Origin of the sequence: Guptibacillus hwajinpoensis (genome assembly GCF_001039475.1) — a bacterium.
Lineage (GTDB): Bacteria > Bacillota > Bacilli > Bacillales > Guptibacillaceae > Guptibacillus > Guptibacillus hwajinpoensis.
Window position 1 is genome coordinate 467,104 of the sequence record NZ_LELK01000001.1, and the last position, 22,949, is coordinate 490,052.

The following is a 22,949-nucleotide window of genomic DNA, read 5'->3' on the forward strand; positions in this document are numbered from 1 at the left end:
CTTCATGACCTCTCCCTTGAGTATACGAAAAGAGAGAAACAAAGGATTCACTTTTCTTGGTTTTTTATCCGAACTTTCTTTTCAAAATCCAATTTAATTATTACTTAAAAAGAAGCTTTTCCAAACTGGAAGAGCTTCTTTATATTGGAAAAAATCTTGTCATGGAATTTTATTTAAGTAATATCTATAATACGTAGAAGTATAACTTTTTCTAGAATTTTACTTTCTTATTGGGCATTTCTGCGTATAGTGAATGGATTGATTTAACTCATTGGAGGTGTTCGCGTGCCGTTTCCTAATAACAATCAGTTTACGCCTATTCTGGTAGGTGGAAAGGTGTATGCAGATGTAGTAAAAGATATTAATCCTTCTTGGACGGATATTGTAGGGGATGAGAACTTTCCATCGTTTTATTATGCGTACGATACGATCAACGTTTATTTTCGTATGCGTGTAAGAGCAGACCCTCGTAACCGAGCTAAGACATCTTTTAAAAGAAATGCGTGGGGAGTACTACTTAATACAAAAGGTGTAGCTGGAACATATGATTGGATGCTAGCGATTAATGGTTTGAAGAATCGCGTGAATTTAATTCAAAACGTCGATAAAGAGTTTAACTCCTGGAATGATAAAGCAGAGGGTACGAATGGCAAGGGAGAGCCAAATTTTGAACGTCAAATTATAAACTTTGACGTGGCTCGTGTCGTTCAGGCGGATAGTTCTCTCGGTAATTCACAGAACTATTTTATTGATTTTCTTTTCCCTGCTTCAACGTTCTTCTCGTATTTGGATATCACGCCGAATGAACCAATCCAGATGGTTGCATTTACGGCGACGAACAACAACAACTATAACAAAGACTCCCTTCGAACCTCTGAAGACTATGAATTTAAGGATGCGCTTTCGGATCCTACCACAGTAAATACAGGAAACGTGAAAGCGAATTTGGAGATTTCCAAAACGATCTTAACAGGTCCTACTGATCCTATGGCAGGACAGCACTACGAGTGGACAGGAAGAATTACGCTAACAAATATCGGAAAAAGTCAGGCTACGATCCTCAATGTGGTCGATGTCGTAGCATTAGACGTTGTCTCTGTATTTGAAGCGACTTCTGTATCGCAAGGATCTACGGCATACAACGAGGGAAATAAAACACTTACATGGACGGTCGGTGACCTTGAAGCTGGAGAGAGCGCAACCTTAGATTTTATAGAAAATGGCTTTTTTTATACTTCAGGAGAACAGGTTTTAAACGCAGCCACAGGAATTGGATTCGACTTATTCACTGGAAGAGAGCTAGTGCCTGTCAGGTCAGCTGTTACAGTTAATGTTCAGGCTACAGGTGGGGTAGCAGGTAACGTGCTCAATCAGGTGAACGGTTTACCTGAAGAAAATGTGACGGTTCGCTTATTGGATGGTGGTACGGAAATCGCCACGACACAAACGGACGTTTTTGGAGATTACAATTTTACTGGGGTCACTCCAGATACGTACACCGTTGAATTTTCAAAGACAGACTTTACTGATGTGACCCGTATCGTTGAGGTTACGTCAGATAAAGTCACGATCGTTAATCTTTATATCGCGCCTGCATTAGGAAATTTAGCAGGAACTATTACCTCTGGTGGTTCTCCAATTGCCGGAGCGAAAGTAGCGATTTCCAATAACATCGGTCAAGAAATTCTTGCGACGACAACGAATGCAGCTGGTGAGTACACGATTAACAATATACAGCCGGGTCACTATGCCTTGACGGTTACTGCTGATGGTTATCAATCGCAGTCGATTGGTAAAGACGTGATTTCGAACAATACATCTGTCGAGAACTTTGTTCTTGCTCCTAATCCTGGAACTGTTGAAGGGACTGTTACAAGTGATGGGGCACCTATTGCAAATGCAACGGTTGATATTATAGGATCAACGGGACTTGTCGTTGCTTCAGCCACTACGGACGCAGCGGGTAAATGCGTAATCAACCGATTAACTCCAGGCTCTTATCGTTTCAGGGCAAAAGCAAACTCGTATCAGACCTTTAACGTTGGATTTTCAGTCCTCGCCGGTCAAACTGCTGATGTAGATGTTGAGCTTCTTCCTAACCCAGGTTCAGTTGAAGGTCGTGTAAAAGATCAAGACGATGATAGTGATCTAGCAGGATGTAATATTAAAATAACCAATTCGTTTGGGTTAACGATCGCGAACGCCATCACCGATGCGAATGGCCGTTTTGACGTTGGCTCTCTTGCACCTGGAAATTACGTATGTACGTTTGCTTCAGATGGACACGGAGCAAAGAACTATGGGTTTTATGTGCGGCCTGATCAATCTACAGTTGCCGATTGTTTTCTTAGAAGGCGAACGGGCGTACTCGAAGGAACTGTAGAATCGGATGGCAGTCCAGTAAGTGGAGCTAAGATTGATGTTGTCTCTAACAACGTCGTCGTTGCAAAAACGGTTGCAAACGACGATGGGACGTATAAGATTAGGGGCCTCTCGCCAGGGAGATATACTTGTATTTTTACGGCGGATGGTTACTCAACCACTACCTTGGGAGCACTTATCAGAAATAATCGAACGTTCGAATTGAATGCCGAGCTCAAACAGATCTTTGGTTCTGTAACCGGTACGGTTACAACTGATTCGGGTGATCCGCTAGTAGGAGCAGTAATTCTCGTGGATAATTCGGACTCTGATGTTCTTGTATCTAGAAGAGTAACAGATTCGAATGGGGAGTATACGGTAAGTGAACTCAAGCCTGGTAGCTACTCCATCACGGCGTCATTCCCTAATTACCAATCCTTATTAGGCGGAGCGATCGTCACTTCAGGAAATGTGTCAGAGCTTGATTTCTCACTTACTGCAGATCCTTCAACAATCGTAGGTACGATTATTAATGAAGAGACGGGAGAGCAGATTACAGGAGAATCGATCCAGATGCAGCTGATCGATTCGAATGGGGTTTTATTAGCCACTACCTTCTCGACCAATGAAGGTGAATTTACGTTCGAGAATGTTCTGGATAATACGTACACGATCAACGCCAATACGGATGCATACCGAAGCTCGTACGCAAGTGTGAAAACAGAACCAGGTCAAGTGGTAACTACGAGGGTGGGCCTTGTCCCATTACCAGGATTTATTACAGGTACGTTAAGAGACGCAGATACGAGAGTTCCGATCGCGGGAGCAACAATCAATATTAGTAATGCGCTTGGGTTCCAGGTAGATTCATTGATTACGAGTACAGATGGTGAGTTCTTAACTGTTGGGCTTCCTGCTGGAATTTACACAATGGCTGTCGTCGCGGAAGGATATGAAACGAGTCTAATCGGAGAAATCGTTCCTTGGGGCTTTACAAAAAGCATCGATATTGAGTTAAAAGCAAATCCTGGTTCGATTAGTGGAATCGTCACACCTCCAGCAGAAAATTTAATCGTTCAACTCTACTCGTTGGATAACCAATTAGTGAATGCAACTGCCGCTGATCCATCTGGTGCTTATCAATTCGAAAACTTGGCACCTGGAAACTATATTTTAAAAGCAGCAGCTCCGAATTATTCGGTTGCTTGCACAGGAGCAACCGTAAAGTCGAATAGCGTTGCAACGATCCCGATGACGATCAAACCGAATCCTGGTTCAATCAGTGGGAACATTGTGAATGACCTTGGAGTTACCTTATCGAACGTTACGATTTCTCTTCTTGATGTTAATGAGACACCGATCGCATACGGAAATACGGACGTTGATGGGAACTACTTTATCAGTAATGTGCCTCCTGGTAGCTATGCACTTGTTGCCAAACTGATGATGCATACGACAACAACGGGTACAGTGGCGGTTGAAGCGGGCCAAGAAGTTCAAGATATTGATTTTGTTATGGCGAGATTGTTAGGAACCATTTCTGGTGGGGTATCAGACTTTCAAACAGGCGAGGTTATTACTGGAGCTTCCGTTCTTCTTAGAAATAGTCTCGGTATTCTTATCAAATACACGACGAGTGACCAGTTCGGTAAGTTTCTGTATCGAAATGTTGGACCTGACTCTTATACAGTTACATGCTCAGCTCCGAATTATTCTACTGAAATTACAGGGGTCATTGTCCCTGCTGGAGAAACGGCTGGAGCGAATGTAAGGCTGAAAACAACGGTTGGTGACATTGAAGGTCAGGTTGTAGATGAAAACGGGGATCCAATCAGTGGAGATAACATCCAACTGAAGTTACTAGGGGCAAATAAAGAATTACTTCAAGCCTTTTTAGCGAATCCAGACGGTTCTTTCGTCGTTCCGAGCTTGTCGGAAGGAACGTATTTCGTTACGGCAACACTCGAAGGGTATACCGCTAACCTTGTTTCTTCGATTATTGTAGCAGGAGAAGTTAGCAATGCAGTTATTCAATTGTCTCCTATTCTTGCGACGGTGAGCGGAACGGTTCTTGATGCGAATACAGGTAGTCCAATAACGGGAACAGCCGTATTCTTATCGTTAACGAGAAGTACCGGTGTGTATGTATCTAGTCTCTATCCAAGTGAAAACGGTGTGTTTACGTTTGATTCTGTACTGCCGGGCTCGTATTTATTAAATGTGAATGCAGAAGGTTATGGGAACGAAGTGCTCACAGTTACGGTGCCGCTTGATGGGATTGAAGTTGATATATCCCTTGAGCAAAATCCGGGTGCGGTAACGGGGTACGTCACGAATCAACTCTCGAGTGAACCATTAAATAATGCAGTCGTTACAGTCAGTAATTTTGGAAAAACGTTAGAGAGTAAAGTTGTAACAGATAGCTTCGGCCAATTTACCTTTCCGAATCTATCACCTGGTTCTTACCGTGCGATCGTATCGGCAGAAGAGTTCTCAAGTCAAAGTGCTACGTTTGATGTGTTGTCAGATCAAACCACTTCACTAAGCTTCATCTTGACTCCTGAGCCGGGTGACCTGATTGGAACTGTTACAGAAGTTGAAACGGGAGATCCTATCCCTGGTGTAAACATTCAGGTGCGTTATTTAACACCGACTGGACCTGTCTATGCGACTACTTTGACTGATGAAAATGGAATTTATCGTACGGAAGGCTTGTTCGCAGGAACATACACGATCATTGCTTTCGCAGAAAGTGGCTATGGATCATCAAGTGCTTCTGTCAAAGTTCTTGCGAATGGCTCACGTACAGTTGATTTTGAACTTGAGCCGTTCCCCGCTATAGCGGAAGGGACGATACGAGATGAAACGACGGGTGAACCTGTTGCAAATGTATTTGTAAGGTTATTAGATATACACGGAAGTTCGATTCAAACGGTGAACTCAGATCGAAACGGGTTCTATCGTTTTACAAACTTCACTGCGAGTCAGTACCTTATTTCAGCAATCACCCCTAATTACCAGCGTGTGCAAGTATCGATCAACCCGCTTCCAGGCGAAACAGTTGTCAGTGATATCTTCTTCACGCCTAATCCTGGTGGAATTTCGGGAATTATTCTTGATGCAGAAACAGAATCGCCGTTAGTAGGCGCACAGGTTGAAGTGTACTCACCTGGATCCACCGTGCCGGTAGCACGTCGAACGGCAGGAGCGAGCGGTGACTTTTTAATCACAGGGGTGTTCCCAGGTTCTTTTACAATCAGCGCATATACGCTCAATTATAGTCATCAAATCAAAGGAATCGTCGTTAATGCGAATGCTACGACGGAATTAGAATTTCGCCTGGTTCCTGATCCTGTAACGATTTCGGGAACTGTTGAAGACGATAACGGTAATCCTCTTGCGAACGTCAGCGTTCGAATCGTCGATGAATATGAAGTTGAGATTGGGAATGGAATTTCGGATATTGATGGCAACTTCTCAGTAGGAAGTTTGCCAAGTGGATCGTTTACGATTATTGCCGGCATCGATGATTATGCTGAATTTACAACAGGTGTTTCAGTACTTCCGGGAGATGAATACAGTGACCTTAATGTTGTCATGATTCCTCTTGGTGGAACGTTTACTGGGAGTGTTGTGAATGCTGCAACAGGTGAAGCCATTCCTGGTGTGTTTATTTCCGTTAGTACACCTGAGGGAATTCCGATCATTTCGACGAACTCTGAAACGAACGGTGAATTTGTATCTCCACTTCTATCACCTGGCATGTATACCGTCATAGCGAGCTCGCCATATTTTGTTCAAGATCAGACTGGGGTTATTGTTGTATCAAATCAATCGTCAGAAGTGCTTTTCTCACTAGAAGAAGTCGGCGGTACGATATTTGGAACAGTGTTAGGTATGGACGGTGATCCAATCCTAAATACCTCCATTGCGATCAGAGTATTAAATGATAACGGTGCATTGCTGCAAACCCTTCAGGCACTATCTGATGGCACATTTGAGGTTCTTAACCTTCCTTCTGGTTCTTACAGAATTAATGTTATCGCTGATCAGTATCAAGCTTCTACTGTTGGTGCAATCGTCGAGAATGGAGAACTATCTGAATTAACAATTCCTCTTATATTAGCAGGTGGTTCGATTCAAGGAACGATCACAGACACAAGTGGCGCACCGCTACCGGGTAGTTTCGTTGAGCTAACAGATGTAAATGGTGTGCTAGTTGCGACGATCACGAGTGATCAGAATGGTGAGTTCATCTTCACAGATATTACTGTGGGGCAGCTTAATGTAAAAGCAACAGCTCCTGACTATGGCGTTTCTACTATCGGTGTGATCGTTGAACCAGGTGAAATGTCTACAGTAGAGCTTTCATTGTCACAGATCACAGGCGCGTTTACTGGTGTTGTAACAGATACAGATGGTAATCCGATTAGTAATGCCACGGTTACGGTGGCGGATACGACGAACACATCAGTAGCAACTGTTATCACGAATAGTGATGGGACTTATACGATTCCGCAGCTTGATCCTAGTGAGTATACGATTACAGCTAGTGAAAGTAGTTCTGGAGCAAATGTGGTGTCAGGCACCGTTACTCCTGGGGATGAAAGCATTGTAGACATCACAGTGGTTCCATTAGGTGGGGTAGTTCAAGGAACGATATTGGATATCGGTGGGGAAGTTGTTGTAGGTGCATCAGTTGAACTGAGGTCCGTCAGTCCTTTCGGTCCTATTGTCAGCACGGTCTTAACGGACAGTGATGGAAACTATGACTTTGGAACAATTTCGAACGGAACGTACACTATTATTGTGACTGCAACTAATTATGGAAGTGAAAGTGGCTCGGTTCTCATTGAAGCTGGTGTCCCAACGATCCAGCAATTTGCACTCACACCTGACCCTTCTACTGTGGAGGGTGTTGTCACGACGGATGGTGTGGCAGCTCCAAATACAGTCGTTAAACTTTTAGACATTACGGCCACGAGTATTTTTGAAGTGCAAACGGACGCGGATGGGCGATACCTCATTCAGAATATTAACCCAGGCATCTACACACTTTTAGTGAACAATCCAGATTACCAAGCTGAAAAGCAAGGGTTTACGGTCGGTGCGGGTGAGTCGACTACAGTTAATTTTGACCTCGTACCACAGCCTAGTGAGATTTCTGGAACGGTGCTCAATAACCAAACGAAGTTCCCAGTTGTCGGAGCGATTGTCCAAATCTTCTTCGGAGATAGCGTGCAACCATCTGAACGTGCGGTTACGAATGCAGCAGGAGAATATACGGTGACGGGTCTTGCACCTGGTGCGTATACAATTCTCATTACGTCACCAAACTTTGATACGTTCACAGCAGGTGCGACGGTCTCAGCGAACGAAGCAACAACGATCAATGGTTTTCTTACACCGAATCCTGGCGTCGTCAAGGGGACTGTTACGGGACCAGATGGGGCTGTTGCAGGGGCTGCTTTAAAAGTTGTCGCGCCGAATGGAAGCGTGATTGGATCTGGTGTGACTGATGCGGATGGCATTTGTTCGATTGGAAATCTTCCGGTCGGTATTTACGTAGTTTCGTGTTCTGCACCACAACACGAAAATGCGAAACAAGGGGTTAATATTGCACCAGGTGAAGTCGTGTCCGTTACCTTTGAACTTGGTTCAGAGCCAGGATCTGTCGATGGCATCGTTACTGATAATAATAGTGATCCTCAACCAGGAACTGTCGTAAATGTAATATCACCGGATGGTACGATCGTGGATTCCGTAATTACAGATGAAGAAGGGTTCTATACGATTCAGAACCTTGAACCGAAAACGTATCAAATTATTGCAGATAAGCCGGGTCAGCCGACTACTTCAGTTGGAGCTGTTATTGTACCGAATGATACAGTAACAACGGATGTTGTAACTCCGTCAACCTTTGGAAGTATTGCCGGAACGATAACAAATGCAGATGGTGATCCGCTTACAAATCGTACTATCTTGATCAACCTGTTCGATCAGAATGATGCGTTCAATACGTCTGTTCAAGCTCAAACAGATGGCACGTACACGATTCCAGATGTAAAAGAAGGCACCTATTTTCTTACTGCCATTACGAAAGGATTTAGCCCAGGACAATTTGCAGTTACGGTAGAAGCTAATAAAGTGAGCACGCTCGACGTTCCTGTAAGTCCACGGAGTGGTGGTCTAACGGTACTCGTTGTCGACGAACTAACAAGCACTCCGGTGACGGGTGTAGTAACCAATATTAAAAATGAAACAGGAATTCCACTCACAACTGCTGTTACAGATCAAGAGGGGAAGGCGGTTGTTGAAGATTTAGACCCTGGCACAGTTATTGTTTCAGCTGCAGCACCGAATTACACCAATTCGTCCCAAGGTGCGATTGTTGAATCTGGCGTTACGAAGGAAGCTGTCCTATTAATTTCACCAGAAACAGGTGACTTAGCTGGGGTCATCATTGATCCGAATGGCGATCCGATCGCAGGAGCGACGATTCAGATCCTTGATTCCAAACGCTCAGTTGTCACGACTGTGTTAACGCAAAGTGATGGGGCTTATAAGGTATTTGACCTTGCGCTTGGAATCTATACGATGTTGATCAATAGCCCAGGGTTTGAACAACAATCCCTTAGTGCGAACATCATATCAGGCGAAACGACAGCGACGAGCATACCGTTACCGTTTGTACCAGGAAGTATTAAAGGGATTGTGACAGATTCAGAAACGGGTGCCTTCCTTTCCAGGACCAATGTGGAGTTACGTTTGATTAGTTCCTCTGGCCCAGTCATTGCATCGACATTGACCGATTCACAAGGAAAATATACTTTCGCGGATATCGAGAGCGGTAGCTACACCGTTATAGCAAGTAGCCGTTTTTATGGAGATGATGCAGATTCAGTAACGGTAGAGCCAGGAAATACGACATTTGCTGATCTACAGCTTACAGTAACGAAAGCAAGCGTAGAAGGCAGTATTACTGGGGAGGAAACGGAGCCATTAGCGAATACACTTGTAAGAATATCAGATCAAAATAAAACGGTTGTGGCAGAAGTTCAAACAGATGCTGATGGAAAATACCAGTATGAAGGACTTAACGCAGGAGAATACAACCTTGCTGTAATCAACCCAGATTTTCGTGCCAACGTGGTAACGTTCCAAGCAAAACCTGACTCACCGTCTACGGTGAACAACTCACTAGTTGCGATTCCTAGTCGAATTACAGGTGTTGTCACGGATGCAGCGACGGGACTTCCAATTGTGGGAGCCATCGTAGAAGTGTTCGATTTAATTAATCGTCCTGTTGATGTTGCGCTAACGAATATTAACGGGAATTATACGATCAGCGGTCTAAGTGACGACACGTATACACTAAGAGCTTCTGCTTTGAAATACGGATCAGAAGGCAGACAGTCAACTTTATTTGTGAACGATACGAAAATAGAGAACTTTGCTCTTGGTGCGAACCCTGCTTCGGTTTCTGGAGTTGTTAATGCGTTTGAAGATGGTGAACCAATCACTAAAGCAAATGTCAGCGTTTATGATAAAGAAGGAGTTCTACTTGGCAATACGTCTACAGATTCGAATGGAAGCTATACAATCAGAAATCTTAGCTCCGGATCATATACAGTATCAGCGGATGCTAATAACTATTTAGAAGAGACAAAGAATGTAACCCTAACGAGTGGAGAAGAGCTAGAGAATATCGATTTCGCCTTAAAGAGAGGTTTGGATGGCGGAATTGCAGGTCGTGTATCAGATAGCAATACAGATGCGTCTTTAGCTGGAGTATTTGTACAGTTGTATAATGAGGATCGATCATTATATAAAGAAGTCAAAACAAATGATGAAGGAGTTTATAAACTATCGGGTATCCTCGTGGGTACGTATGAAATTAGAGCAACTAAAGAAGGTTATGAACCGTATATTGATAAAGTAACGGTTATAGCAAACGAGGAAATACAGCTTCCAATTGAGCTTGTATCTACTTCACCGCCACCAGTCAGAAACGGTTATTTCATTTCTAGTGAATGCAAAATGTTAATGTTAGAAGGTTCGAGTAGTCCAACGTTATTTACGCCAGTTACTATTGACGAAACCCATGACTGTGGGACTTTCACTTATGAGAATGATGACGGGGATAAGAGATATATCATTTTCGATTTGTCATGTATTACGCTAATTCCTGTAAGTGAATAACGTTTAAAGCCTGAGAACGCTATGTTCTCAGGCTTTTGGTTTGTTCATATAGATTTTTATGGATTATGTAAAAGTTACATAATTGGATTTCTTTCTTATTATTAGAAGGGAATACATGTAAAGTATAGAAAAAAGTACAATTGAAGGTCAATTTTAATGAACTGGAGGCGAACATGATGAATTCCATTCTCAATGAAATAGGAACCGTTTTTATTCCGGTCCAAAACATTCATAAAGCAAAAGCGTGGTATTGTGATTTATTAGGTGTTCCTGCTAAGGGAGAAGTTATTGCTGGTCATCTCTATGTCTTGCCTATGAATGGAACAGGTATTGTGCTCGATAGTAAGATTTATTCAGAAGAGAATATTTATAAGTGGCCCGCATTTCATCTGAACACAAAAGATATAAATGCGGCGTATTCATTTATGAAAGAAAAAGGGATAGAGCTTACAACAGAGATTGAAAATGGTCACTGGTTTAATTTTAAAGATCCTGACGGTAACCTACTAATGATTTGTCAGTAATAGTGTAGATGGTGTTTATATAGTTTTATTTTAAGGCTCTTTTCCAAAAGATTGTTGCTTTTGAAACAATTATTGAATAAAAACCACACTTCGCTAATTGGAGCGGAAGGATGCTCGACTCCTGCGGGACTAGCGGGAAAGTGTCCCGCCCCGCGGAAAGCGAGTATCCTGGAGCGGAAATTCACCTACTATAGCAACAATCTCTACGAAAAGAGCCTATTTTAAAGAATGAAGTTAAAAAGGGAGGGTTGGATATTCTAAAACAGTCAGGAGTTATACTGTCGTTATTATTAATAACAGGGTGCAGCGTTAACGATATTAGCGATGATAAAGTTAGTCCTACAGTAGAAGAGACGACTACAGAAGTAGTCATTGAAAACCTTAATGTACCATGGGAAATAACCAAGAGCGAGGGAACATTTTATCTTACAGAACGAAGCGGAACGATCGTACAATTTGAAAACGAAGAAGTAGAGAGGCAGCCCGTTTATCTCGATGTTCCTATTAACGATGAGGGAGAGGGAGGCTTACTTGGATTACAGCTTTCCTCTAATTTTACAACTTCTAAAAAGGCCATTATCTATCACACTTATCAGGAAGATGGTCGTACATTAAATCGAGTTGTAAACGTGGAGCTTGAGGATGGAAAATGGAAAGAGACTGAAGAACTCCTTTCTAACATACCAGGCTCTTTGTATCACAACGGTGGCCGAGTCAAAATGGGTCCAGATGGAATGCTCTACATTACAACGGGAGATGCAGGAGATCCTGGATTGGCTCAAAATCTAAACAGTCTCGCAGGCAAAATTCTTCGTATGACAGAATCTGGCGCAATTCCAAACGACAATCCTATGGAAGGTTCACTCGTGTATTCTTACGGACATCGAAATCCGCAGGGCTTAGCGTGGGATGAAAAAGGTCAGTTATTTAGTTCAGAGCACGGTCAATCTGCACATGATGAGATCAACAAAATTGAAGCTGGTAAAAACTATGGCTGGCCAGTTATTGAAGGAGATCAGAATGAGGAAGGAATGGAAACGCCACTCTACCATTCTGGCAATGAAACATGGGCACCTTCAGGCATTCTTGTTGATGGGAACACACTCTATATGGCAGGTCTTAGAGGAGAAGAGATAAGGGCATTTGATCTTAATGGGGATCAAACAGATGTGATAGCTGATGGAATCGGTCGAATACGTTCTCTTTATTTTGAAAATGACACCATTCTTGCGATTACTAACAATCGAGATGGGAGAGGGAATCCAACTAAGGAAGACGATCGAATGGTTCGGATTAAACTTGATTAACCTTAGAAAGTTAGGACGTTTGAAATGACCTGATTAGAAATATGCGAAAATAGAGTGGAAGTGATGATCATGATTAGTACAAATATGCGTACAAATAACTTTCAATATATTGTAAGGGAAGCATTAGAAGTAGATGCTAAAGATTTATCAGCAATCCGAGTACAAATTGATGGCGAAACGGAGTACTTAGATCGTGAGAAAGGTGAGTCTTACATAGATGAATCGGAATTTAAACAATTAATTAGAGATGATCATAACAGTGATCGCAACTTGTTTTTAGTTGTTCAAGTGAATACTAGGATAGTAGGTTTTTCAAGGTGTGAAGGAACCACGTTAAAAAGGCTTTCGCACAAGGTTCAGTTCGGTGTAGGTGTTTTAAGAGATTACTGGGGATATGGTATTGGAACAGCTTTACTTAAAGAATCTCTCCTTTGGGCAGATACTCATGGAATCAAAAAAGTAACGTTGAGTGTACTTGAGACCAATGAAAAAGCGATTCACCTGTATAAAAATCATGGATTTGAAGTGGAAGGGATCTTGAAACAAGACAAATTGCTATCTGATGGGAATTATTACAACACTGTAGTGATGGGAAGATTTATGATGTAACGTGAAGACTCATTTATTTAAATACACCTAAAAGAAGTTGAGGAGAACCAAACTATGATAAATAAACGCTTCGAGAAACACATCATTGAGGAAGAAGAAGTGAGAGAATTAATAGGTAAGCCGAGCGAAAGAGCGGTTAATAAAGTCATTACGAAGCTTGATGATCACTGTAAACAATTTATTTCGCTTTCACCGTTTTTAATGATGGCTACCTCTAACGCTAACGGGAAGTGTGATAACTCACCAAGGGGAGATGCTCCAGGATTTGTCCACGTAATCGACGAAGAATGGCTAGTAATCCCTGAACGTCCAGGTAACAAAAGATTAGATTCAATTATGAACATCCTCTCGAATCCCCAAATTGGATTAGTGTTTTTAATCCCTGGTTTAGAAGAAACGTTAAGAATTAATGGACAGGCAATGATTATTAAAGATGAAAAGATTCTAGAGAAAATGAGTGTAAATGGGAAAAAACCCTTATTAGGAATAGCTGTGGAAGTAGAAGAGTGTTTTATTCATTGTGCAAAAGCATTTAAACGTTCTAACCTTTGGGATGTTGAAACATGGCCAAGCAAAGAATCATTGCCAAGAGCAGCTTCAATTTTGAAAGCCCATGCTAATTTACGAGGAATTAGCGAAGAAAAAATAGAAGAAGATTTCAAAGAAAGTTATCGTAAGAGATTGTATTGAAAAGTGGAACTTTAGGGTCAGGAGGATATTATGAAGCTGCAAAGTGAATTTGTCAGGTTAGTTCAATTATATTATGGCGAGAGAGGTGCTTCATGGTTACTAAAGCTACCCGAATTGATTCATTACAGTGAACAAAAATGGGATATGAAGATCCATGAACCTTATGCTCTATCCATTAATTATGTTGCACCTGCTCTTTTCCAAGATGGTGGAGAAGTAGTCGTGAAAATTTGTTTACCAGGTGAAGAATTTCTTAATGAGCTTGAGGCGTTACAACTGCTTGGTGGGTGCATCGTAAAAATAATAGATTATGACCGTGACAATGGTATCCTTCTTTTACACAAAGTTTCACCTGGGACAACTCTTGTAGAATTGAAAGATGATGAGGAAGCTTGTCGAATTGCTGCTAATGTCTTAAAGGAACTAACTATAGAAGCACCTGTTACTTCCCGTTTTCCTTCAATCCATGCGAAGAGAGATAGCCTTAGAACACTTGTCCTTACCAATGATCATGGTGTCGGCCCAATTTCGAAAGAGATGCTGGAGAAGGCACTTCGAATATGCACGTCTTTACTTCGAACTCCGAAACAACAGTTCCTTCTTCATGGTGACTTTCATCACTATAATGTGCTAAGTTCTAGGGGGAATCATTGGACAGCAATTGACCCAAAAGGTTTAATTGGTGAACTTGAGTTTGATATTATTCAATTTCTCTTAAACAAACTTCCACGTCATAATGTTTATGAATTAACCGAGAAGCGAATCAACATCTTTACTGAAGAACTTCATTTAGATAAAGAACGTTTACTACTTTGGGGATACTGTCATGCCGTTCTAGCTACATCTTGGACAATAGAAGGTAACGACTGCGATCAGGACTTTTTTCAAATGATCGATATTTTTGAAAAGCTATATCATGCCCATTTCAATGTTAACTAGAGATTAAAATGAATAGAACAAAGAGGAGATTACAATGATAGAACTTCGTTACTTTGAACCAAACGATTTTCAGCAGCTGATGGATTGGATTCCATCGCAAGATTTTTTACTACAGTGGGGAGGACCTGGATTTACATATCCATTAACCGTGAGTCAGTTAGAAACCTATGTTAACGGTGCCAACAAAGATGACTCGAGCGTATTTGTGTATAAAGTCATACATAAAGAATCCAGAAATGTGATCGGTCATATTTCTTTAGGGAAATTAGATAAAACGAACAAATCAGCACGAATTGGCAAAGTGTTAGTTGGCGATAACGATGTAAGAGGTCAGGGTATTGGTCAACGAATGATCGAAGAACTTTTGAAAATTGCATTTAATGAATTTGCTTTACATCGAGTTAGTCTGGGCGTTTTTGAGTTTAATAAGTCGGCCATTCGTTGTTATGAAAAAGCAGGGTTTACGAAGGAAGGATTGCTCAGAGACTATAGAAAGAACGGCATTGAGTATTGGAGTTTGTGGGAAATGAGTATTTTAGAAAACGAATGGTTGGCAAAACAATAGAATGGAAGAGCAAAAAAAGCATTGAAAATTATTACGTTCAATGCTTTTAATAGGCTCAATTCTAAAAGGTTGTTGCTTTTGAAAGAATTTAATATAATAAACCCACACTTAGCTAATTGGAGCGGAAAGCGAGCACCTGGAGCGGAAATTAACCCCCTCTTATAGCAACAATGTATACGAAAATAGCCTATTAATAAAATATTGACTATATTTGAACAGGGAATAGGAGTGGCTATGGAAGATCAACTCGAATTAAAAAAACGGATTTTAGATTTAGAACTACAGTTGTTAAAACCTCATATTCGTCAATCACCTGTTGAAATTGACAAGCTTCTATGCGAAGGATTCTTTGAGTTTGGAAGTTCAGGTACAGTTTGGTGCAAAGAAGACTCAGTTGGCGGGCAAGGATTAAGTGTAAGAGACATGACTCTTACTAATTTTGAAATTAATCTTTTAGCTGAAGGTGTTGTATTAGCAACCTATCATGTGAAAGATTTAACGAGGGATCAAAATACCCTTCGTAGTTCAATATGGAAATTGGATAACGGTCACTGGAAGATGTTTTTTCATCAAGGAACGTTAACTGAATCATAATATAGTCTTTTGGAGGTTAACCCTTGAAACATAACTGGATTATCAATTATCTATTGCAAAGTAGAAAGTCAGATCATCCACTTATCATTGGAATAGATGGGCTTAGTCGTTCCGGTAAAACAACATTTGTTCATCAGATTGAAAATGAGTTGATTCAAAAGAATGTACGTTATCATACGTTTCATATTGATGATCATATTGTAGAGCGTCGCAAGCGTTATAACACAGGAAAGGATGCATGGATTGAGTATTATTTTTTTCAATGGGATATTGAATGGTTAACGAATTACTTTTTTTTACTGATGAAGGAACGAATGATGTTGACACTTCCCTATTACGATAACTTAAAAGATGTACAGAAACTGCAATCGGTAGATCTAGCAGAAGTAGAGTTAATTATAGTGGAAGGTGTTTTTTTGCAGCGTGAAGAGTGGAGAGAATTTTTTGATCGTGTATTGTTTCTAGACTGTCCTAGGGAAAAACGATTTGCCAGAGAAAATGAAAGAGTAAAAACAGAGCTTGAGAAATTTCAAACTCGCTACTGGAAAGCAGAGGAGTTTTACATGACAAAGGTAAATCCCATCGAAAAGGCAAATTTCACTATTCGAACTTAGTTTACATAATTTAATTATCGTTATCTTATAGTCAGAAAACCTTGAAAACTGTCGTATAATCTGTATTACTCACAAACTATTGATGTAGTACACAATCATGGTTACAATTAAATTGTAACCGATTTCAAGTATAGGGAGCTGATGTGATGCATGTACCATTGCTGTTAACGGACTTTCTTGATCGAGCGGTAGATTTGTATGGAGAAAAACTAGCGATCATTGGAGACGATCGTAGTTTCACTTATAACCAATTGAATGGAAGGGTGAATCAGCTTTCAAGGGGATTGCAATCAATTGGTGTTGAAAAAGGAGATAAGGTCGCTTATTTAGCGCCCAACACGATTGAAATGCTCGAAGGATTTTATGGTGTATTCCAAGTTGGTGGCATTATGACACCGTTAAACACTCGCCTAAAAGCAGCTGATTACCAATTTATTTTGGAACATAGTGAGAGCAAGGTGTTATTTGTTGACCAGGAGCTCTATCCTTTGGTAGCAGACGTTATACCACAATTAGAACAATTAGAGCATGTCATTATTCATGGAAGTGAAGGCGATACATGTATTGCTTATGAATCTTGGATTTCGACATTTTCAGATGACACTTTTGAGCGAACTGAGTTAGAAGAGAGTGATATCGCATCATTGTTGTATACAAGTGGAACGACAGGGAATCCAAAAGGTGTTCTACTGAGTCACAGATCGAATTATTTGCATGCGCTATCAGCGATGCACCATTTACAAGTCAATGATCAAGATACTCTACTTCATGTCCTTCCTATGTTTCACGTTAATGGATGGGGATCACCTTTCTACTATACAGCGAATGGTGCTACTCAGGTGATGCTTCGTAGAACAGATCCACACCTTATTCTTAAGAAAATAAGAATGCATAATGTATCTGTTCTACATATGGCACCAACTGTTTTAAATATGGTTCTAGAAGCGTTCGAGAAAGAGAAACTAGATATCCAACAGGACGTACGAGTTGTAATTGCTGGTTCTGCACCGCCACCAGCTTTTGTGAAAAAGGTGGAAGAAAACGTAGGTTGGAAATTTATACAGGTATATGGGATGACGGAAATTTCTCCATTAATTACAATTTCTGAATTACGATCGATGGATCTAGATGCATCACCAGAAGAATCCTACCGCCTCAAGGCAAAAGCTGGTTACGCCATGATTGGTAGCAAAGTAAAGGTCGTTGATGAACTGGGAAATGACGTACCACATGACGCGAAAACGGTAGGAGAGATCATCACACGAACAAACGGCGTAATGGAAGGGTATTACAAAAACCCAGAAGCCACGAACGCTGCAATTCGTAACGGCTGGCTTCATACTGGTGATATGGCTGTCGTAGATCAAAATGGAAACATTGAAATTGTCGACCGCAAGAAAGATGTGATTATTAGTGGGGGAGAAAATATCTCGTCAATAGAAGTTGAAGGCATTCTTTATGAACACCCTTCTGTTCTCGAAGCAGCCGTCGTTTCTATTCCTCATGAAAAATGGGGGGAAGTACCACATGCTGTCGTGGTCTTAAGGGGAGAAGAGGTAGCAACTGAAGCTGAGTTAATAGCCTTCTGTCGAGAGAAACTTGCCCATTTCAAGGCTCCGAAAAGCATTACGTTTAGTGAAGAACTTCCAAAAACAGCTTCAGGTAAAATTCAAAAAGTGGTTATTCGTAAGTCGTTCTGGAAAGGCCATAATCGACTAGTTAACTAGCATAAGTGTAAAGATAAAAATAAGGATCGATCACAATCGTGATCGATCCTTATTGCAGTTAATAGAAAACCTATTTAAAAACACCGAAAGGCTTTCCAACTGGTAACGTTACTTTACCAAAATGAGTATTCAATACGCTTGCAGCTGAGCCATAAAAGCTCAACATTGCAATACAGAACTCAGCAATGGCAGCTACAAGGTGCATCCCTACAGGAAGTATGCCAAGGGTTGAGAATGTTAAACCGATAAATAAGAAATCAATAAAAACGAAGATAAAGAATAGTACTTTATGTGTCTCCATTGCACCAATGGTCATAAAGAGACTGAAAATCAAATATCCAATGTAAGCTATTCCTAGCTGCTTAGGGTCAACAGTACTTGCTGCCGCTTCTCCAAAAACACCGAATTGAATTAACCATGACGTTCCTACTCCTAACCAGAATAGGCCAAATGCAGCAAAGGCTGTTGTTCCAAACGTATTGTTGTGTTTCGAATCTAGAAAACTAGCAATCAACTGTGCAATTCCGCCGAGAAAAATTGCCCAGGGAAGAACGAAAGATACGCCTTCTGTCCAGCCTAGTTTGGCGGAAGAGGCTACGAGTGTCACCATCGCAAGTCCGAATAATCCAAGAGCGGATGGATCAGCTGTTGCCATTTGTACTCGTTGAGTGGTTTGTGTTTGATTCATGATGATACCTCCTAATAAACATACTTGACTAATTTACATAAAAAATTGGATCAATGCAATAGCAAATAAATCAAGAAAACCTTTTTCATGAGATATGGTTAAATCGTTATCCTTATTTAGCCTAGATCGTAATCGCTTACAGTATTTAGTTAAAAAAACGAAAAAATTTGGTGGAACTTTAGAAAATGTTAGATTCTGTCTGATCGGACTTACAAATAATAAAAAAGGGATAGAAGTTCAAATAGAAGAAAAGAAAGAAATCACTGAATTTTTTATCTTTCTTCACAATAAAGCTTTAACTCGTTAGAGATAGCAAGTACAATAGACTGTAATCTAGCTACCTTCATATGGGAGGGGCAATTTAAATAACCAATTTCACTTAAGTTAGGAGTCCTTGCTATGAGTACTGATTTAGAAATCGTAAAAAACACAAACCTTAAAGCGAAGCCTGAGAAAGATCAGCTTCCTTTTGGTAGAACATTTACGGACCATATGTTTGTGATGGATTATGAAACTGGTAAAGGGTGGTACGAACCACGTATTATTCCGTATGAACCAATCACATTAGATCCTGCTGCAATGATTTTTCATTATGGGCAGACGGTGTTTGAAGGTCTTAAAGCATATCGTGCGAACGATGGTATTCTATTGTTTCGACCAGATAAAAATCTAGAGAGGTTAAATCTTTCTAGCGAACGTCTAAGCATTCCACCAATTGATGAAGAACGTGTAATGGGTTACTTAAAAGAGTTGATTCATCTTGAGCAGGACTGGGTTCCATCTACTCCAGGAACTTCTCTTTATGTTCGTCCATATATCATCGCAACGGAACCTAACTTATCTGTAGCACCTTCTAATACGTATAAGTTAATGATCATTCTTTCTCCTGTTGGTTCTTATTTCTCTGGTGGTCTAACGCCAGTCAAAATAAGCGTAGAAGATAAGTTCACGAGAGCTGTTAAAGGCGGTACTGGCATGGCTAAGACGGCAGGTAATTATTCGTCTGCTTATCAAGCACAAGCAAAAGCCTATAAAGATGGAAATGCAGATGTCCTATGGCTTGATGGTGTCGAGAAGCGATACATTGAGGAAGTAGGAAGTATGAATATCTTTTTCAAAATTAACGGAGAAGTGGTTACACCAGAATTGAACGGAAGTATCCTTCATGGAATCACACGAATGTCAGTTATTGAATTGTTGAAGAAATGGGGGATTCCAGTTACGGAAAGAAAAGTATCCATTGACGAACTGCACCAACTTTCCGAAAAGGGTCAACTTGAAGAAGCATTCGGTACGGGAACAGCAGCTGTTATTTCACCTGTTGGAGAACTAAACTGGGCTGGTGAGAAAATGATCATTAATAATCATGAAATCGGAGAACTATCTCAGAAACTTTATGATACAATCACAGGCATTCAAACAGGTAAATTAGAAGATAGTCAAAATTGGACCGTCACTATAAAATAATGGCATTACTCGCTATGAGAGTTAATTTCCGCTCCAGGATGCTCGCTTTCCGCGGGGCGGGACACTTGAGCCTCCTCGTCGCTAACGCTCCTGTGGGGTCTCACCTGTCCCACTAGTCCCGCAGGAGTCGAGCATCCTTCCGCTCCAATTAGCGAAGTTTAGTTTTCTATACAAAAATCTTCAAAAGCAATAATCTTTTAGAAAAGAGTCAAAGAATAAAGCCATCTCACTTAGTGAGATGGCTTTTTGTTAAGGTTTTAAGATAAGGTGATCTGAGTTCGTTTCATACCCCTTAAGCTGAGTTATATGGTACTCTCCGTTAACCCAGTCCTCAATTTGGTTATCATACCATTTGCTAAATACATATCCTGACTGACCAGGTGAAACGACATTATAGCTTGTTTCGATTGTAGATAGGTCAGTGATCCCGCGCCATGGTGCTCCGTGATTCACTAAACCGGTAGATGTACTCCATCCTGCGGCCCCAACTGTTACGCGACTTCCACTCATAGCATGTTCATCAGGATTAAAGAGAAGATTCAGAGGTTTAATCGCTCCTAAAGGATGTTCAAATGGAACGGAGTGGAATGTCCCCCATTCCCATTCTTCTGGCGAGTCGCCCTGTAGCTTAATAGCTCGGTCTACAGCTGCTTTGTATGACTGAGTTAAAAGAGATTCGAAACCACCAGCATTCATCACCCACGGACCAGGGTTGCCTTCAGAAGCACGTCTAATGAGCTGGTCGACTATTTGACTTTTTCCTTCAAATAGACTCATCATTTCTTTATCGATTGTTCCTTTGAATAACTTTTTCTCGATTTCTACTAACCATACATGAAATAGAAGTGGCGCAGCTTGATCTTTTTCATCGATGAAATTCCAATTTTTAAGGAGTTTAAGAGCATCTTTTTCAAATGACGTTAATTCTTTTTGAATAAGTCCACTTATTAGTATTGGGGTGAATTCCTTTCCCTGTAAGTTAACAAAATCGTTCTGAAGCTTCATCATATCTTTTACATCTAGTTCATTGTCTTGAAGAAGAACTTCTCGAATTCGCTCCTGCCGATAAGGCTGTGCCCACGTGTGTGTAATGTGATAGGGGTAATCCTCTGTTGTGATTTTATTGTTGGCAGTTGAGATGAATCCTTCTTCAGGGTTCACAATTGTAGGAAGATCATTCCATGGAATATACCCTTCCCATTCGTATTCATCATTCCAACCAGGAACAGGAAGCATACTGTCTCCTTTTTTTCGAATTGGAATGAGCCCATTGGCACGATATGCAATGGTCCCATCCGTTGAAGCAAACACGAAATTTTGTGCAGGAGTATGGAAAAATGTGAGCGCCTTTTTGAATTCATCCCAATTGTTCGCTTTGTTCATCATTAGCACAGCTTCCAGTTCGTTTGACGGATCGAGAGCTGTCCACCTCAGGGAGAGGGCTGTATCAGATTGATCGTCATATGCGAATTCAGAGAGAATTGGTCCATGTCGAGTAATAGCTACCTGATATGGAATTGGCTCGGCATCCTTAACAAAAATGGTTTCATCCTCCACCTGTGCTTTCTCCCACTTATCGTTGTAGAGAAACTCATTTGACTGATTAGGATTACGCTTCTCGATATACAGGTCTTGAACATCTGGACCCACATTTGTTACTCCCCAAGCAATCGATTCATTTCGACCAACTATTATCCCTGGAACGCCAGCAAATATTACTCCATTCACGTTGTACTCGGGAGAATTCAAGTGGGTTTCATACCAAATTGGTGGTGTGCCAAGACCTAGGTGAGGATCATTTGCTAGGAGTGGTTTGCCAGAAGCAGTTTTCTCGCCTGAGATGACCCAGTTGTTGCTACCATTAAAAGGATCGGGTACAACCGCGTTAGCAAAACTTTTCGTAACATCAATTGAGTTTTTCTGTGCTTCTTGAATAACCGTCTCCCCGTCTTCGGGATAGCTCGGAAAAAGATCCATTGCTTCTTCCTCAGTGAAATTCTGAAGGAGGTAATATCGAAATGCTTGTCCTTCCCAATGTCCGCCAAGATCAAAGGACATATACTTCCCAATTGTGAGAGAGTCAATTGGATGCCATTCATTAGGTTCATAGTTAGCAAAAGTGAACTCTAGGGGAAGAGAACGTTCTGATTTAGCTTGAGTTAGATAAGCATTTACTCCATCCGCATACCATTGGAGAATTTGCTTCGCTTCATCAGAATATTCGTCGTAAGAAGCCTCTGCTGCCCTTCGTAAGCCTAATGTACGAAAGAATTTATCTTTATCGATGGTAGCTTCTCCAATTACTTCACTTAGAGTCCCAGAAGCTTGTCTGCGACTGAGATCCATTTGAAACATACGATCTTGAGCTGTTACGTATCCTTGAGCTATGAAGAGATCTTTAGATGACGAAGCTTCAATATGCGGGACACCTGCATTGTCTCGATAAATGGATACAGGTGCATTCAATGGAGGTAGCACGATTTCTCCCGTTGTTTCAGGAGCACTTTTTTGAATGAACCAGAAGGCAATACTTCCTGCTAATAGCAAAAGAACTAGAACGCTAACTAGAATGTAAAGCGGCCATCTGCTTCGCTGAACCTGTTCTACAGGGGTGATTGGAGTTCCCATTGCATCCCTCATTTCATTTTAAATCTATATTACC

General features: G+C 41.0%; 13 protein-coding genes. 11 read left to right on the forward strand and 2 right to left on the reverse strand.

Features of this window, described 5'->3' with window-relative positions:
* Positions 1-285 precede the first annotated feature (285 nt).
* The 10 genes from AB986_RS21970 (at position 286) to AB986_RS02585 (ending at position 18,132) form a co-directional block, all read left to right on the forward strand.
* A complete protein-coding gene (locus AB986_RS21970; RefSeq protein WP_048309298.1) occupies positions 286-10,563 on the forward strand; it encodes a carboxypeptidase regulatory-like domain-containing protein in 10,278 nt (3,425 codons plus the stop codon).
* Positions 10,564-10,739: 176 nt separating this feature from the next.
* The gene (locus tag AB986_RS02545) at positions 10,740-11,087 is read left to right on the forward strand and encodes a VOC family protein (protein ID WP_048309299.1); all 348 of its coding nucleotides are present in this window, start codon (positions 10,740-10,742) and stop codon (positions 11,085-11,087) included.
* Positions 11,088-11,335: 248 nt separating this feature from the next.
* A complete protein-coding gene (locus tag AB986_RS02550) occupies positions 11,336-12,394 on the forward strand; it encodes a PQQ-dependent sugar dehydrogenase (protein WP_053216010.1) in 1,059 nt (352 codons plus the stop codon).
* Positions 12,395-12,457: 63 nt separating this feature from the next.
* Positions 12,458-13,003, forward strand: coding sequence for a GNAT family N-acetyltransferase (locus AB986_RS02555; protein WP_048309300.1), 546 nt, complete (start codon positions 12,458-12,460; stop codon positions 13,001-13,003).
* 54 nt (positions 13,004-13,057) lie between these two features.
* Positions 13,058-13,693 (forward strand): pyridoxamine 5'-phosphate oxidase family protein, encoded by a 636-nt coding sequence (locus AB986_RS02560; protein WP_048309301.1) that lies wholly within the window; start codon positions 13,058-13,060, stop codon positions 13,691-13,693.
* Positions 13,694-13,723: 30 nt separating this feature from the next.
* Entirely contained in the window at positions 13,724-14,632 is a 909-nt protein-coding gene (locus AB986_RS02565) for an aminoglycoside phosphotransferase family protein (RefSeq protein ID WP_048309302.1), read from the forward strand.
* A gap of 34 nt (positions 14,633-14,666) precedes the next feature.
* Positions 14,667-15,197, forward strand: coding sequence for a GNAT family N-acetyltransferase (locus AB986_RS02570; protein WP_048309303.1), 531 nt, complete (start codon positions 14,667-14,669; stop codon positions 15,195-15,197).
* Positions 15,198-15,431: 234 nt separating this feature from the next.
* Positions 15,432-15,791 (forward strand): nuclear transport factor 2 family protein, encoded by a 360-nt coding sequence (locus AB986_RS02575; protein ID WP_048309304.1) that lies wholly within the window; start codon positions 15,432-15,434, stop codon positions 15,789-15,791.
* 23 nt (positions 15,792-15,814) lie between these two features.
* On the forward strand, positions 15,815-16,405 hold the full coding sequence (locus tag AB986_RS02580; protein ID WP_048309305.1) for a kinase: 591 nt from the start codon (positions 15,815-15,817) through the stop codon (positions 16,403-16,405).
* 146 nt (positions 16,406-16,551) lie between these two features.
* A complete protein-coding gene (locus AB986_RS02585) occupies positions 16,552-18,132 on the forward strand; it encodes a long-chain-fatty-acid--CoA ligase (protein WP_048309306.1) in 1,581 nt (526 codons plus the stop codon).
* A gap of 70 nt (positions 18,133-18,202) precedes the next feature.
* Here AB986_RS02585 and AB986_RS02590 read toward each other — a convergent pair whose 3' ends face one another.
* Positions 18,203-18,820: an acetate uptake transporter gene (locus AB986_RS02590; RefSeq protein ID WP_407921914.1), complete on the reverse strand. Its 618-nt coding sequence runs from the start codon at positions 18,818-18,820 to the stop codon at positions 18,203-18,205.
* A 399-nt stretch (positions 18,821-19,219) separates the two neighbouring features.
* Between AB986_RS02590 and AB986_RS02600 the strand changes: the two genes are divergently transcribed.
* On the forward strand, positions 19,220-20,287 hold the full coding sequence (locus AB986_RS02600) for a branched-chain amino acid aminotransferase (RefSeq protein WP_048309309.1): 1,068 nt from the start codon (positions 19,220-19,222) through the stop codon (positions 20,285-20,287).
* 249 nt (positions 20,288-20,536) lie between these two features.
* On the opposite strand, the gene AB986_RS02605 is transcribed toward AB986_RS02600, so the two are convergent.
* Complete coding sequence (locus AB986_RS02605) at positions 20,537-22,915, reverse strand: penicillin acylase family protein (RefSeq protein WP_152670906.1); 2,379 nt, start codon at positions 22,913-22,915, stop codon at positions 20,537-20,539.
* Positions 22,916-22,949 lie beyond the last annotated feature (34 nt).

Coding starts and splice junctions, on each gene's coding strand:
- AB986_RS02605 (WP_152670906.1), bottom strand. CDS start 22,915: ATGGGAACTCCAATCACCCCTGTAGAACAGGTTCAGCGAAGCAGATGG.
- AB986_RS02570 (WP_048309303.1), top strand. CDS start 14,667: ATGATAGAACTTCGTTACTTTGAACCAAACGATTTTCAGCAGCTGATG.
- AB986_RS02560 (WP_048309301.1), top strand. CDS start 13,058: ATGATAAATAAACGCTTCGAGAAACACATCATTGAGGAAGAAGAAGTG.
- AB986_RS02545 (WP_048309299.1), top strand. CDS start 10,740: ATGAATTCCATTCTCAATGAAATAGGAACCGTTTTTATTCCGGTCCAA.
- AB986_RS02600 (WP_048309309.1), top strand. CDS start 19,220: ATGAGTACTGATTTAGAAATCGTAAAAAACACAAACCTTAAAGCGAAG.
- AB986_RS02590 (WP_407921914.1), bottom strand. CDS start 18,820: ATGAATCAAACACAAACCACTCAACGAGTACAAATGGCAACAGCTGAT.
- AB986_RS02565 (WP_048309302.1), top strand. CDS start 13,724: ATGAAGCTGCAAAGTGAATTTGTCAGGTTAGTTCAATTATATTATGGC.
- AB986_RS02585 (WP_048309306.1), top strand. CDS start 16,552: ATGCATGTACCATTGCTGTTAACGGACTTTCTTGATCGAGCGGTAGAT.
- AB986_RS02575 (WP_048309304.1), top strand. CDS start 15,432: ATGGAAGATCAACTCGAATTAAAAAAACGGATTTTAGATTTAGAACTA.
- AB986_RS02555 (WP_048309300.1), top strand. CDS start 12,458: ATGATCATGATTAGTACAAATATGCGTACAAATAACTTTCAATATATT.